Origin of the sequence: Microcoleus sp. B13-B6, from assembly GCF_036705405.1 — a bacterium.
In the GTDB taxonomy this organism is placed as follows: domain Bacteria; phylum Cyanobacteriota; class Cyanobacteriia; order Cyanobacteriales; family Microcoleaceae; genus Microcoleus.
Map to the genome: position 1 here is coordinate 1 of NZ_JAUBUJ010000109.1, position 14,446 is coordinate 14,446.

The following is a 14,446-nucleotide window of genomic DNA, read 5'->3' on the forward strand; positions in this document are numbered from 1 at the left end:
ATGCCTGTTCCACAAGAAAATTCACTCTTTGTGGAACAGGCATCTTGCCTGTTCTTGAGAATGGTGCAAGATGTGAGTTTCAACCGACTTTCGCTATCAGCCAGGGAATGAATTCCCTGGCGGGCTCTCGAAGCATGAATCAACCCAGCCCTCTCCCCCTCTTGTGCTCTTGCGGGTTGATTCCACACTAAAGACGGGACGATCGCCAGTACGGGTAAAATCGAGACTGACAATATTAGACGCCAATAGAAAAAATTACGTTTCACAGCTTACAACTCACAATTTCACTTCTAAACGCATGGGAATTTAGGAACCCGGAAAATCCGTATGTTTCTTCTTACTAAATCCGATATTTTTGGCGATCGCAATAATTACGCTAGATCCCTACTACAAACTGCTCACCCCGGAATACCAATCACAAACTCCGAACCCTGCCCCAAAGAAGAATTCACGAGTAACGTACCTCCATGTTTTTCCACAACAATTTGATGGGCGATCGACAATCCTAATCCAGTGCCTTGACCCACAGGCTTGGTTGTAAATAAGTGGTTAAAGATGTTTTCCTTGACTTCGGGCGACATCCCTACTCCATTATCCTTAATGCGAATCAAAACCTGATTGTTGTCTTCACTCAGAACAGTTTGAACCGTGATTTGATTAGGCAGGGCTTTAATTTCACTAAAACTCCGCCCCTTATTTGACTCCTCCAGAGCGTCAATGGCATTAGCGAGTACGTTCATAAATACCTGGTTCAACTGTCCGGGAAAGCATTTTACTAGGGGCAAGTTACCATATTCTCTCACAATTTCAATGGCAGGGCGGAACTCGCTGGCTTTTAAACGGTGCTTGAGAATTAGCAGAGTGCTTTCGAGTCCATCATGAATATTGAAAGAAACTGGTCGATCGCTATCCGCCCTAGAAAACGTTCTCAAACTCGTACTGATATTGCGAATGCGCTCAACTCCTTCCTTCATCGAGCCAATCAATTTGGGCAAATCTTCTCGCAAATACTCCAAGTCCATATCCTCTATTTCTGCTTCTATTTCCCCTCCCGGATTTGGAAATTTTTCTTGATACAAATCAATCAAATTGAATAAATCCCCCACGTAGTCTTGAGCAGGTTGCAAGTTGCCGGCGATAAAGCCTACGGGATTGTTAATTTCGTGGGCTACACCAGCGACTAAATTTCCCAGAGCAGACATTTTCTCACCCTGCACCAATTGCAGTTGCATCTGTTTGAGAGCCTGGATAGACTGCTCCAGTTTTTGGGCATAATCCTGAGATTTTTGATAAAGCTGTTGAGATTGCTGATATAAGCGGGCGTTTTCCAGCGAGATGGCAGCTTGGGAGCAGAGGATGTTAAGCAGAGCGACGCGATCGCCAGTGAATGCCCCCGTCGTCAGATTATTTTCCAAATACAGAATTGCCATCATTTTGCCTTGATGGGTAATCGGAGTACATAGGATGCTCTTAGGTTGGTGCTGCTTGATATAGGGGTCAGAAGTAAATATTAATTCAGTCTTGACATCATCGAAAACTAAAGTTTTTTGCGTGCGTTTGACGTAATTAATCACAGTCTGAGGAATTGCTTCGCTCTCCTCTATCCCAATAGTTTCTTGCAGAAGACAGCCTTGGCGAGGGCTACAGTGGACGGCGATTGTCCAGTTGTCCTCTTCTTTCAAAATCAATACTCCTGTTTGAGCCCCTGCATTCTGAATCGCTACTTCCATCAGGGTAGTGAGCAATTGTTCCAGCTTAATTTCGCTAGACAAAGCTTGATAAGCTTTGATAACCGTTGGTAAATCTATTACTGTGGTACTCGTACTTCCAGTAATTGTTTGGTTTTTGCTAGAAGATGAGGTGTCATGGGAGGTAGTCACTGCATCGAAAAAACGAACTTGATTATGTTGCAAAATAGGAGCAAGCAATTGAGAATAGCGTTGTTCTATGTCGTCAATCTTCGCTTTAGCTCCCCAACGAGAGTAGGCATAGTAGGCATCAATTAGATAAAGTTGAGCAATTTTTTCTTTACCCCATTGTAAATAAAATTTTGCAGCCAGCTCATTTGCCAAAGCTTCTTCATTGAGGTATTTGTTTTCTTTAGCCAGAGCGATCGCGCGATCGTAAAAATCCATCGCCTCAACTTGCTGTCCTAAAACGCGATATCGCTCTGCCTCGACCAAATAGAACTTATGCAAGTGATTCATAGGGGCATACTCCGCCCATCGCTTGCTTTTTGCCTGATTTACTGCTACTTTTTCTAGGAGTGCAGCTTGTTTTTCCACATCAGCCTCGGCATACACCGCTAAGTACGTTAGAGACCCATAGAAATAAATCAGCGAATACTGAAGCCCTGCGGTTAGAGCATCCGAATATTGCTCTGCTAGCACGGCATTTTCCAGCGCTTGTTGATAGTTTTCAAACAAATAACCGAGAATCAACTTGTTGAGATAAACGCTGCAAATCGCATACTGCACGTTATTAGCTTGATGCTGCGGTATCATGATGTCTTCATCATAAGCTTCCCCAACCAAACGGCAGGGGTTATCGGTTTTGCCTCGCAAGTTCAAAACAGCCTGCCGAAAAATTTTCACGAAACTGAGTGCGTTTCCCTGACGAATCTGATGAATAGCGCGATCGAAGGTTTCTGTCTCCCGCTCCATTTCCGCCAAGTCTCTGCCCATAGAGAAAGAAAGCGCCGTATAATTGTAAAGTCCATAGGCAGCATATTCTAATTCTCCTGCTTCTAGGGCAATTTGATGGGCTTCTAATAAAAATGGCAAAGAATCTTGGGGGTAGCGTTTCCAATGCCGGACATAGCCATAAACAAGATTGTAGGTTTTAGTTTTTAACTCTTTGCTTTTCACATTATCTAGCAGACCTAAAGCTACCTCACCTGATTGATAGCCGATATCAATATCCCCTCCTGTTCCTGCATGAATTAAACCATACCAAGCATAACTAAAAGCAGATGTAGGTGCATTTCCATAAGTGAGAGATAGTTCTATTGGCTTGCAAACAATCAGCGGGAATAATTTAGATGCAGACTGATAAGAAGCCGACACAACCGTGCCTAAAATTCGCAGGGCTGCTAGATAATAGGAGTCGGTCATCTCTGGAAGATTAATCAATTCTTCCAACGTGTGGCTGGCGAACTTGCGTTTTGTTTCATCCTGGGTTTGCTGAACCTTTTCCGGGCTGGGATTCTCTGGAAATTCCACGCCCAGTTGTTTGAGAACAATCAGCGCCGTCTGTTCTGCTAAGGGTAAATTATTCTGAGCGATGTAACTTTGAATTCGCACTGTATAAACTTTCACAGTATCCAGAGAGGTTCGGGCTTGCTGCAACACGATTTGCACCCATCGATCCATTTGTTCAAATTCACCGCTCAGGAATGCCGCTTCAACTGCTTCCTCATATAGGTTTAAGGTGAGTTGGTACTGGCTGTCCCAACAATCCATTGCTAATAATTCAATTCCGTTACTCAAGCACTCAAAGGCTGTCGCATACGCTGTTGCGGCTTTTGCTTTTTGTCCAGCTACTAGATTTAACTGGGCAAATTCTTCCCGTTGCACGCGATCGCTAACCAGCTTAATCGCCATATTCAAATGGTTGACCATTTCAAAAATTCTTTCTTCCCGCTCGACTTCCGATGTTTCCTTAAACAGCAGTTGCCCTATCTTTAAATGGGTCGAGCGTTTTTGGTCTTCGGGAATGAGAGAATAGGCAGCCTGTTGTACGCGGTCATGCAAAAACTTGTATTTCGCTAATTGTTCATTGCTCGTTAATAAGTCAGTGGTCTCTTGCCTGCCGGCTGGTTCAGCTAAGTCTTTACTACATTGTTGATAAAATTTATAAACATCGCTAACTGGTAAAATCAACCCTTCTTGCAGTGCTTTCCACAAAGCTGTTGCTGTGGCTGTTTGCGAATTTTCATCAACAATTGCTAAGGTAGCCAAATCGAACTGATTGCCAATACAAGCAGCTAACTTTAAAACTTCCTGTGTCCTGATTGGCAACTTTCGCAACTGAAGTGCCATGAATTCTACTACATCATCCGTTAGTGCCAAGGTTCGCACTCTAGCGATATCGCACTGCCAATACCGAGCTTCAAAATTAAATTCAATTATCCCATCTTCATGCAAAGATTTGAGGAATTGTGTGCTGAAAAAGGGATTGCCTTGGGTTTTCTGATAAACGAGTTCTGTCAAAGGCAGAGCCAATGCTGTAGAACAAGCTAAGGTATCGGCAATCAGACAATTCAACTCCGAGCGATCGAGCGGCGCGAGGGTAATTGTGTTTACAGTAGCTCCCGTTTGTTGAATGTGGGATAATGTCAACACTAAAGGGTGTACCGGACTGACTTCGTTATCTCGATACGCTCCAATTAAAAAGAGATACCGCCGATCGCGATCGCTCGTCAAAAGTTGAATCAACTTTAATGAGGCTGAGTCTGCCCATTGCAAGTCATCTAAGAAAATGACGAGGGGATGTTCTTTGGTTGTGAAGAGTTGAATGAAGTTCTCAAGTAACCGATTGAAGCGATTGTGGGCCGCACTGCCCGAAAGTTCTGGTGCGGGTGGTTGCTCTCCGATAATCCCTTCTAGTTCAGGAATTACCTCAACGATTACCTGAGCATTCTCGCCCAATGCTGCCAGGATTTGAGTCTTCCACTGTTCAAGTTTAGCATCTGTTTCGCTCAGCAATTGCTTCATTAAATCGCGAAAAGCTTGTACAAAAGCTGAGAATGGTTGGGTGCGTCCAAATTGGTCGAATTTGCCTTTGATGAAGTAGCCTCTAGCTGCGACAATCGGTTTGTGAACTTCGTTGACGACGGCGGTTTTGCCAATACCTGAGAAGCCAGCCACCAGCATCATTTCCGCGCTTCCTGCACTCACGCGATCGAAGGCTGCCAGTAGGGAGAATACTTCGTTCTCTCTACCATATAATTTTTCGGGAATGATGAAGCGATCGCACAAATCTCGCTGCCCTAGTTTAAATGAGGCGATTTCTCCAGTTTTTTGCCACTGGTACAAACAAGTTTCCAAATCAAACTTGAGTCCTAGAGCACTTTGATACCTATCTTCAGCATTCTTCGCCATCAGTTTGCTAACAATTTCAGACAGCACCAATGGAACGCTTGTGTTCAGGTGATGGACTGGAATAGGCTGCTTGGCAAGGTGACAGTGTACTAACTCTATCGGATCTTCGCTTTGGAAAGGCAACTGTCTCGTCAGCAGTTCGTAGAATGTAACTCCCAGAGAGTAGAAATCTGTGCGGTAATCAATGCCTCGGTTCATTCGCCCAGTTTGTTCGGGAGATATGTAAGCTAAAGTGCCTTCAAGGAGGTTGGGATTTTGAATTTCTTGGGTTTGGCGCGGCAACAGGGAAGCGATGCTGAAGTCAATCAGCTTAACTTGTTTGCTGACAGGGTTAATTAGAATATTGGCGGGTTTGAGGTCTTTATGGATAACGTGGTGGCGATAAAGTCCATCGAGGGAGTTGGCAATTTGAATGGCAATGGGAAGAAACTCGTTAATGGGCAACCCTTCCAGAGGTTCGTTGCTGGCGAACACCAGACTAGCGAGGTAGCTACATAAGGAAATTCCGCCAAAGTCTTCCATCACCAGAGCATACTGGTTATGGTAAGTCTCCAGGCTGTATGCCTTGACAGTGCCGGGTATCTCTAAGTTTTTAGTAATGACAAACTGATTGCGGAAGTGAACCAGTTCGTGGAAGCGGGGAAAGTCATTTCGCAGCAGTTTTATCACTACGGGCTGCTGATCGGAAGACCGACGGGCACGATAAACTAGAGTTCGATTGCCTGCGTATATTTGCTCGTTAATCTGATATCCTCGAAAAATATTTGTTATGCTAGCCATACCTACCTATTCCTATTGCTTCTGTCAAGCCTGAAGCTTTTTAGAGTTAATATCTACTATTTTCGCTCTATCGGCCGTGCTATTGATTAACTATATTTAGTTTAATCTACTTTGTAGCTCAAATTATGAAACCGCCCTTTTCAAACCAGACTTAATATTTTGGTTGTTTTTGCTTGTATACTTGTTTTGAGATAGCGTTGACCTAAAATTACTTTAGATTTTGGTCTATTTGCTGAGTCATTAACACGCATTGATACAAGTGTGTGGGGTTAATTTAATCTCAGATGTTCCTTACAAAAAAAGCGTGACTTCTCAACAGCCCTGCCATTTTAATCAGTGTCAAGTTATTTTAATTATATCTCTCATACAATAGGATTACCATGATTTATATCACTTGGCTTCGGTCTACCTGTATGCAAAATTGAGCGTAATCACCATCGGCACATTTTTCCAGTCTTACTATTTCTGCTAACTAACTTTATTTTATAAAAGATAGGCATGAAATATTCCCCATGCCAATCAAATCTGTAAAAACGCTCACGGTTGAGCTAAACAAAATTACCAAGGACAAGCTTGTGAGCGTTAGTTGAGTTGAGTTTGAGGTTTGAGGTTTACTTCAATCAATCTGGCAGTTTGAACTGTGGTCTAAAATTTTTGCCTTTCCCCGAATCCTGTCAGCAAGCAAGTATCCATTTGGGGCGTGGTTAAAAAGGTGGCGCCGGCTCTACCAGATGCTCCTAATGCGTCAGAAATCCTTGAAATAGCCTGCATTGATGAGTGATATCCATTCGGGTGGTATCGGAATGATTAAACCGCAGAGAACACAGAGGATACAGAGAAAGGGAAGAGAGAGATGAATAATTCCGATGCCAACGGATTGGAGATGACAAAACTTTGTGGGTAAAAAAATCCAAAATAGGCTTGTGGAAAACTGTCAACCTTTTTGGGCTAGGCATCTTAGCCTGGGTTCTGGACATCGCTGACAAGACTTGCACGTAAACTCTGACTGTAATGGGTGAAATTTTATCAATTTTTTGATAAACTTGATGTTCGCAGCTTGAGAGTTGACTTCACAATAAGACCGGTTTCACCAGTTGTGAACCGCGCTGCTACATTGCACCTACCGACTGAGCGGGCAGGTGGCTTTTGTGTCTGCGGGCGCTGACGAAAGCAACTCAGCAGCGCAGCAAGCAAAATAACGCTAAAGTTACTATCTACCTGAGTCCGTAAGGCTACCCTTCCGAACTCAGGAAAAACCCACACAAAAAACTCGTGAAGCGCAGCTATCCCGTAGGGAATCGCCAGCAATGTATTTATTTGCAGGGCGGCGATTTCCCAAAGAATCACTGCTTTTTAACAGCAGGGTATTCTAGGAGACATCTCCGAGGCGATGCGAGCGAGATAATGTGAAATCTGCAAACAGGGTTTTAGTGCTAAGTACAGGCAGCATCGACGTAAATTTTTATCCAATCAGCTTCCAATGTGCTGTTTTAAAGTTTACTAGGCTCCCACCGCTCGGCAGCCTTCTCTCTCCGAGCTATAAAAACGCATCCACCACACAATCACGGAAATAACATTCAATCAACATGGGTAACACGATCGATCCAAACAGAAACGTGCATCAGACTGAGCGAGGAACTCCATTCGCCGGCCAAAGCTGGTTAGTGGAAGAAAGAGATGCCTGCGGTGTGGGGTTTATTGCCAACCAAAGCGGTGAAGCCACCCACTCGATTATTCAAAAAGCGCTGCCAGCTTTAACTTGTCTGGAACATCGTGGCGGTTGCAGCGCTGACTCGGATTCCGGGGATGGTGCGGGTTTAATGACGGCGATTCCTTGGGAATTGCTGGATACTTGGTTCGCCGAACAGGGAATTGTGCCTCCGGCGCGGGAAAACTGCGGCGTGGGAATGCTGTTTTTGTCTCAAGATAAATTTCAAGCGACTATAGCGCGGCAGGTGGTTGAGCAAGTTCTGACCGATCGCGGGCTGAAACTTTTGGGATGGCGCAAAGTTCCCATTGTACCGTCGGTTTTGGGCGAGCAAGCGCTAGAAAATCAACCTCAAATCGAACAAGTAATTGTCAGTTCACCGCACTTAGCCGGAGACGAACTCGACAAACATCTATTTTTGGCGCGCCGCACGATCGGACACGCGCTGTCAAATCGGCCCAACTTCACCCGCCAAGACTTTTATACTTGCTCTTTCTCCTGCCGCACGATCGTCTATAAAGGCATGGTGCGATCGGCCGTATTGGCAGAATTTTACCAAGACCTGAAAAATCCCGCTTATAAAAGCTCCTTTGCCGTCTATCACCGGCGCTTCAGCACCAACACCATGCCCCGCTGGCACTTAGCCCAGCCGATGCGCTTGCTGGGACACAACGGCGAAATTAACACGCTGTTGGGCAATATTACCTGGATGAAGGCGCGGCAAGCCAATTTATCTCACCCGAATTGGACTCAAGCTGATATCGACACGTTCAACCCAATTGTCAATCCCGAAAGCAGCGATTCGGCAAACTTGGACAACGTGATGGAGTTGTTGGTGCACTCCGGCCGCACCCCCCTAGAATCCCTGACAATTTTGGTGCCAGAAGCCTACAAAAATCAGCCGGATTTGGCTCCCTATCCAGAAATTGTCGATTTTTACGAGTATTACAGCGGCATTCAAGAACCTTGGGACGGCCCGGCACTGCTGGTATTCAGCGACGGCAAACAAGTAGGTGCTACGCTCGATCGCAACGGTTTGCGGCCGGCCCGCTACTGCATTACTAAAGACGGTTTGGTAATTGTGGCCTCCGAAGCCGGAGTTGTCGATATTCCCGAAGCAGATATTGTCGAAAAAGGCCGTTTGGGGCCAGGACAAATGATTGCAGTTGACCTGCAAACTAAGGAAATTCTCAAAAATTGGCAACTCAAGCAGCGCATTGCTAAGCGGCATCCCTACGGCGAATGGCTGAAACAAAACCGCGAAATTTTGCAACCGCAGCCTTTTGCCGAAACAGCAACCCTTGACTCGCAAACCTTATTAGCAACCCAAACTGCTTTTGGCTACACAGCCGAAGATTTGGACATGGTAATCGTCGAGATGGCGAGTTCTGGGAAAGAACCGACTTTCTGCATGGGCGACGACGCTCCCTTAGCTGTATTGTCAGAAAAGCCTCAGTTGCTGTACAACTATTTCAAACAGCGGTTCGCTCAAGTCACAAATCCGCCGATCGACCCCCTGCGCGAGGGGATGGTGATGTCGCTGACGATGAATGTAGGCCTGCGGGGCAATTTACTGCAAGCAGTACCGGAAAATGCCAAGCGGCTGAAAATTGATTCTCCCGTACTCAACGACGCTGAACTCTCTTTCTTGAAAGAGCAAAAGTCTTTCCCCGCAACCGAATTGTCAACTCTTTACAAAATTGCTGCCGGGCCTTCTGGTTTGAAAACAGCAGTCGAGCAACTTTGTCAAAAGGCGGCTGCTTCGGTGCGCGAGGGTTCGAGAATTCTGATTTTGAGCGATCGAATCTCGAAGGCCGAAGGCGAATCTTCTGTTGGATTGAGTGCTGAATGTACTTATATTCCGCCCTTCCTGGCAGTTGGTGCGGTTCACCACCACTTAATTAGCGTCGGGCTGCGGATGCAAACTTCCCTGGTTGTGGATACCGCCCAATGTTGGAGCACTCACCACTTCGCTTGTTTGATTGGTTACGGGGCGGTGGCTGTTTGCCCTTACCTGGCCTTGGAAAGCGTGCGCGCCTGGTGGTCTGACAGCAAGACTCAAAACTTGATGCAGCACGGCAAAGTTCCCAATATTACCGTGGCACAGGCTCAAGCTAGATACCGCACAGCGGTGGAAAACGGCTTGCTGAAGATTATGTCGAAAATGGGGATTTCGCTGCTGGCTAGCTATCAGGGGGCGCAAATCTTTGAGGCGATCGGCATTGGCGGTGATTTGCTAGATTTGGGTTTCAAAGGCACTGTTTCCCGCATCGGCGGTTTGAGTGTGGCGGAACTGGCTAATGAGGTAATGTCTTTCCACAGTCAGGCTTTCCCAGAATTGCACCTCAAAAAGCTGGAAAATTACGGCTTTGTTCAGTACCGCCGGGGTGGTGAATATCACATGAACAGCCCGGAAATGGCGAAGGCTTTGCACAAGGCTGTGACTACTTTTAAGGCTCAGACTAACGGTAACGGCAATGGGGCCGAACCAAAAATGACACCAATTGGTGACAAAAATGGTGAAAGTGCTTACGATCACTACGAGGTTTACAAGAAACAGCTCGAAAATCGCCCGGTAACGGCTTTGCGCGATTTGCTGGATTTCCAGAGCGATCGCCCTTCCATTGCCATCGAAGACGTAGAATCTGTAGCAGATATTGTCAAGCGGTTCGCCACCGGCGGTATGTCCCTGGGCGCTTTGTCCCCAGAAGCCCACGAAACTCTCGCGATTGCGATGAACCGTATCGGCGGCAAATCCAACTCCGGCGAAGGCGGCGAAGACCCGGTGCGCTACAAAGTGCTAAACGATGTGAGCGCGGCAGGTTTCTCACAAACGCTACCTCACTTGAAAGGTTTGCAGAACGGCGATACAGCTTCTTCATCCATCAAACAGGTAGCTTCCGGGCGTTTCGGGGTGACTCCTGAGTACCTGATGAACGCCGAACAAATCGAAATTAAAATCGCACAAGGTGCGAAACCGGGTGAAGGCGGTCAATTGCCGGGGGCGAAAGTGAGCGAGTACATTGCTTATTTGCGCCGATCGAAACCGGGTGTCACGCTAATTTCTCCTCCTCCTCACCACGACATTTATTCGATCGAGGATTTGGCGCAGTTGATTTTTGACTTGCACCAAATCAATCCGAAAGCAGGAGTTTCGGTGAAGTTGGTGTCGGAAGTCGGCATCGGGACTGTAGCTGCGGGTGTCGCCAAGGCAAATGCTGATGTGATTCAAATTTCCGGTCACGACGGCGGCACCGGTGCTTCGCCACTGAGTTCGATTAAGCACGCAGGTTCTCCGTGGGAACTCGGATTGACAGAAGTTCACCGAGTGCTGATGGAAAATAAATTGCGCGATCGAGTTTTGCTCCGCGTTGACGGTGGTTTTAAAAGCGGCTGGGACGTGATTGTAGGCGCTTTGATGGGCGGCGAAGAGTACGGTTTTGGCACGGTGGCAATGATTGCAGAAGGCTGCATTATGGCTCGCGTTTGCCACATGAATAGTTGTCCGGTGGGGGTGACAACTCAACAAGAACACTTGCGGAAACGGTTCCCCGGAACGCCGGAACACGTGGTTAATTTCTTCTATTTCGTAGCACAAGAAGTGCGGAGTTTGCTGGCGAAATTGGGTTATAAGTCGATCGCAGATATCATCGGCCGCGCGGATTTACTGAAAATGCGCGATGGGGTGCAACTAACTAAAACCCAAGCGATTAATTTGGATTGTTTGACCAAGTTACCTGATACTAAGAGCGATCGATCTTTCTTGATCCACGGCGACGTACACACCAACGGGCCTGTGTTAGATGACGATTTGCTGGCGGATGCTGAGATTCAAAGTGCGATCGCCAATCACGGCACTGTTAGCAAGAGTGTAAAATTGGTGAATACCGATCGCACGGTGGGCGCAAGAATCAGTGGTGCGATCGCACAGCAACACGGCAACACGGGCTTTAGCGGTCAAATCACCCTCAACTTCACTGGTAGCGCGGGCCAAAGCTTCGGCGCGTTCAATTTGCCGGGAATGACGCTGGTGCTGTCAGGCCAAGCCAATGACTACGTTGGTAAAGGAATGCACGGTGGCGAAATCGCGATCGCACCGCCGGCTGGTGCGACTTATGATGCTTCCGAAAATGCGATCGTCGGTAACACTTGTTTGTACGGCGCGACGGGGGGAACTCTGTTAGCTGCGGGTAAAGCTGGCGAACGGTTTGCGGTGCGTAACTCGATGGCGAAAGCTGTGATTGAAGGTGCGGGCGATCACTGCTGCGAGTACATGACTGGCGGCGTAATTGTCGTGTTAGGAAAAGTCGGCCGCAACGTCGGCGCTGGAATGACTGGTGGCTTGGCTTATTTCCTCGATGAAGATGGGACTTTTCCGGCTCACGTCAACGGGGAGATTGTGAAGATGCAGCGCGTTTGTACGGCGGCTGGGGAGGCGCAATTGAAGGAGTTGATTGAGGCTCAGTGCGATCGAACCGGCAGCAAGAAAGCTGAGAAGATTTTAGCAAATTGGTCGGAATATTTGCCGAAATTCTGGCAAGTTGTGCCGCCAAGTGAAGCGAATTCGCCGGAGGCTTCGGAACAAAAGATTGCTGTGGAAGCGTAATTTTGTAGCTGGTTAAATAGATGAGGGGCGACGCGAGTTGCCCCTTTTTTTGATGATCATTCTGGGTTTTTGAGTTGTAGAGTCGATCGCAACACTACGGTGTTATACTAAATGTCAGGTGGTACACCTGTTAACATAAGCAACTTTTAAAGTTATATGAGACAGGTGTGTTACCCCAGAACAAGTGTTTGAAGGTAAAGAGTAGAGATAATGGGTATTAACGTATACGAGCCAACAAGCAATGCCTTCCAAAAAGCCTGTAATCACCATCCGAGTGAACCCCGAAGAATATGAGGTTTTGCAAGAATGGGCTGATTCGGAGTTCAGAAGTGTGCCCAGCTTAGTGCTGGCAGTCGTTCGGAAAACGCTCTTAGAGCGCAAGCAGCAACACCCAGATCGATCGAACTCAAAAACCTAAATCTAAATGACCTTGCCATTGACACCATTCAAATGAACATTATGGAGATACGATCGTTGTGACCAATTCTCAACCAGAGGAAGTCACCTCAAGCCACTCCGTCACCGAACGACGGCGGTGTTATGCAATGCAGGAAAAATACGGCTGGCGACTGCTACGAATCAAACCGACAAAAGACTCCATCCTCAAATACTCCTGCATATTTGAAGGTGAAACCAGTTTTCCTAACTACATGGATGAAGACGAGGAGGATTAACAAATGAGCAGAAAATACATTATTTTTCGCGCTGACTGGACAGAAGAAGAAGGTGCCGAGAACAGACTTTTAGCTCACACCGGAGGGCTAACCGACATTCTGGCAGAGTATTTTGATTCATCAAATTCACCGATTCCTGAACCTGGTTATCGGCCGCTAGAGTTCCAAACTCTGACAGAATCTAAAGACACCCAAATAGCTGGTGCTGATACTCATTACCGCGTAGGCGACTGGGAAGTAGTTAGAGTAGAAGAATACCTGAGAGCCATCCAGAACAATGAATTTGAGATGATCGTGGTTTGCTACTGCAAATACTCCCCTGTTCAGACACCATTGATACCGATGCCACAAGCTACGGTTTCAGTTGACTCCTTCGGTTCCGAGGAAAAATATCGGCAGTATCTCGAACAAACAAAGCAAGCAACAGCACTTGTTTAAAAATAATCTCCACTAGGAAGGTATGGAAATTTTCATACCTTTTTTGATTATTTGCGGTTGGCTAAAACAAAAGTGGCGATCGACCTCCCAATCCCTCACAATTTTGCCTAAAATAGACACAACCCACACTCATAACATCTGTCATGCAAAGTTACACCCTCGCAGAAGCCTGCAATCCACAGGGGACAGTCTTTAACCGAGCTGCTGTCGAGCCAGTTTTACTCACAGATAAATCGCAGCCCAGCCACGTAATTATGTCCGCTGATGCCTATCAGCGCTTGATAGAGCGACTGATGGAAGTAGAAGATATGCTTTTAGGCGATTCTGCAAAATCTGCCCTGAGTCAGTCTCAAATGGTGGGTACTAAAACCTTTGTAGAAACACTCAAACAACTGACAAATGGTGAAACTTGATGGTTTACAAATAACCGTTATTTTATTATAAATACAATCACCAGATAACAGAAATTACACCTGAAGCCGTAATATTTCCATCGCACGTAAACAGCGCAACAGTTTCACCTTGATTTTGCAAAATCATTGCGGTTGCTACAATTTGACGATCGTGCATTTCATGGATGCTCAATAAGCTGAGCGTTTGATTGATGATAGTTCGATCAAGTGGATAAATCGCGATTCTAGGATCGCTGTTAATGGCATTCAACAAAGCATTCACAGATGGAATTGATGTTTTTCTTCGTTCTACAATCCATGCAGCTTCAGCCAAGGCGATCGCAGGTAGAACAAGCTGACTGGTCAAATTGGAGAGAATTGCTTGGGCTTGAGTCCCCAATCTTTGATTTCCTTCGAGAAACCAGATCAGCGCGTGGGTATCAATGACATATTTCATCGGCAGCTATGACCAATCTAATTCATCGTCAGTATCCCCTTGAAACTCGGCAATCTCGAAATCGTCTGCGGTGGATTGTTGAGTACCAGCAAACATTCCAAACTTGATAAATGTAGGCGATCTAGGAATGGATGGCGCAGCCAAAAAAGTAATCACCACGCGGCTTTCATAAATGTTTTCAGGAACTTCTAAAAGTTCGATGACTCCATTTCTGTAAATTCCTTCAAATGCTTGGAGCATAATGATTCACCTCGCGTACAAAGTATGGTCTATCGACTCGCTAGCTCAC

General features: G+C 46.3%; 9 protein-coding genes. 5 read left to right on the forward strand and 4 right to left on the reverse strand.

The genetic code is table 11. From position 1 onward, the window contains the following. Together QUB35_RS32710 and QUB35_RS32715 are read right to left on the reverse strand one after the other, a co-directional pair. Positions 1–266, reverse strand: a 266-nt coding sequence (locus tag QUB35_RS32710; RefSeq protein WP_333146176.1) for a hypothetical protein, incomplete at its 3' end; no start/stop codon positions are given. Positions 267–398: 132 nt separating this feature from the next. Further along, positions 399–5,882, reverse strand: coding sequence for an AAA family ATPase (locus QUB35_RS32715; RefSeq protein ID WP_333146178.1), 5,484 nt, complete (start codon positions 5,880–5,882; stop codon positions 399–401). Positions 5,883–7,468: 1,586 nt separating this feature from the next. On the opposite strand from QUB35_RS32715, the gene QUB35_RS32720 reads away from it, so the two are divergent. The 5 genes from QUB35_RS32720 to QUB35_RS32740 all read left to right on the forward strand — a co-directional run bounded on the left by QUB35_RS32720 (position 7,469) and on the right by QUB35_RS32740 (position 13,721). Beyond that, on the forward strand, positions 7,469–12,196 hold the full coding sequence (locus QUB35_RS32720) for a glutamate synthase-related protein (RefSeq protein ID WP_333146180.1): 4,728 nt from the start codon (positions 7,469–7,471) through the stop codon (positions 12,194–12,196). Positions 12,197–12,437: 241 nt separating this feature from the next. Continuing rightward, complete coding sequence (locus QUB35_RS32725) at positions 12,438–12,614, forward strand: hypothetical protein (protein WP_333146182.1); 177 nt, start codon at positions 12,438–12,440, stop codon at positions 12,612–12,614. 58 nt (positions 12,615–12,672) lie between these two features. Then, a complete protein-coding gene (locus QUB35_RS32730) occupies positions 12,673–12,870 on the forward strand; it encodes a hypothetical protein (RefSeq protein WP_333146184.1) in 198 nt (65 codons plus the stop codon). Positions 12,871–12,873: 3 nt separating this feature from the next. Beyond that, positions 12,874–13,308 carry a hypothetical protein gene (locus QUB35_RS32735; RefSeq protein ID WP_333146186.1) on the forward strand — a complete coding sequence of 145 codons (435 nt, stop codon included), beginning with the start codon at positions 12,874–12,876 and terminating at the stop codon, positions 13,306–13,308. 143 nt (positions 13,309–13,451) lie between these two features. Beyond that, entirely contained in the window at positions 13,452–13,721 is a 270-nt protein-coding gene (locus QUB35_RS32740) for a type II toxin-antitoxin system Phd/YefM family antitoxin (RefSeq protein WP_333146188.1), read from the forward strand. Between the two features lie 37 nt (positions 13,722–13,758). On the opposite strand, the gene QUB35_RS32745 is transcribed toward QUB35_RS32740, so the two are convergent. Next, entirely contained in the window at positions 13,759–14,157 is a 399-nt protein-coding gene (locus tag QUB35_RS32745) for a PIN domain-containing protein (RefSeq protein WP_333146190.1), read from the reverse strand. Positions 14,158–14,163: 6 nt separating this feature from the next. Continuing rightward, on the reverse strand, positions 14,164–14,397 hold the full coding sequence (locus QUB35_RS32750) for a hypothetical protein (protein WP_333146192.1): 234 nt from the start codon (positions 14,395–14,397) through the stop codon (positions 14,164–14,166). Positions 14,398–14,446 lie beyond the last annotated feature (49 nt).

Bases quoted from the DNA above. Each gene is read 5' to 3' on its own strand.
- QUB35_RS32715 (WP_333146178.1), bottom strand. From the start codon at position 5,882: ATGGCTAGCATAACAAATATTTTTCGAGGATATCAGATTAACGAGCAA.
- QUB35_RS32750 (WP_333146192.1), bottom strand. From the start codon at position 14,397: ATGCTCCAAGCATTTGAAGGAATTTACAGAAATGGAGTCATCGAACTT.
- QUB35_RS32735 (WP_333146186.1), top strand. From the start codon at position 12,874: ATGAGCAGAAAATACATTATTTTTCGCGCTGACTGGACAGAAGAAGAA.
- QUB35_RS32740 (WP_333146188.1), top strand. From the start codon at position 13,452: ATGCAAAGTTACACCCTCGCAGAAGCCTGCAATCCACAGGGGACAGTC.
- QUB35_RS32725 (WP_333146182.1), top strand. From the start codon at position 12,438: ATGCCTTCCAAAAAGCCTGTAATCACCATCCGAGTGAACCCCGAAGAA.
- QUB35_RS32745 (WP_333146190.1), bottom strand. From the start codon at position 14,157: ATGAAATATGTCATTGATACCCACGCGCTGATCTGGTTTCTCGAAGGA.
- QUB35_RS32720 (WP_333146180.1), top strand. From the start codon at position 7,469: ATGGGTAACACGATCGATCCAAACAGAAACGTGCATCAGACTGAGCGA.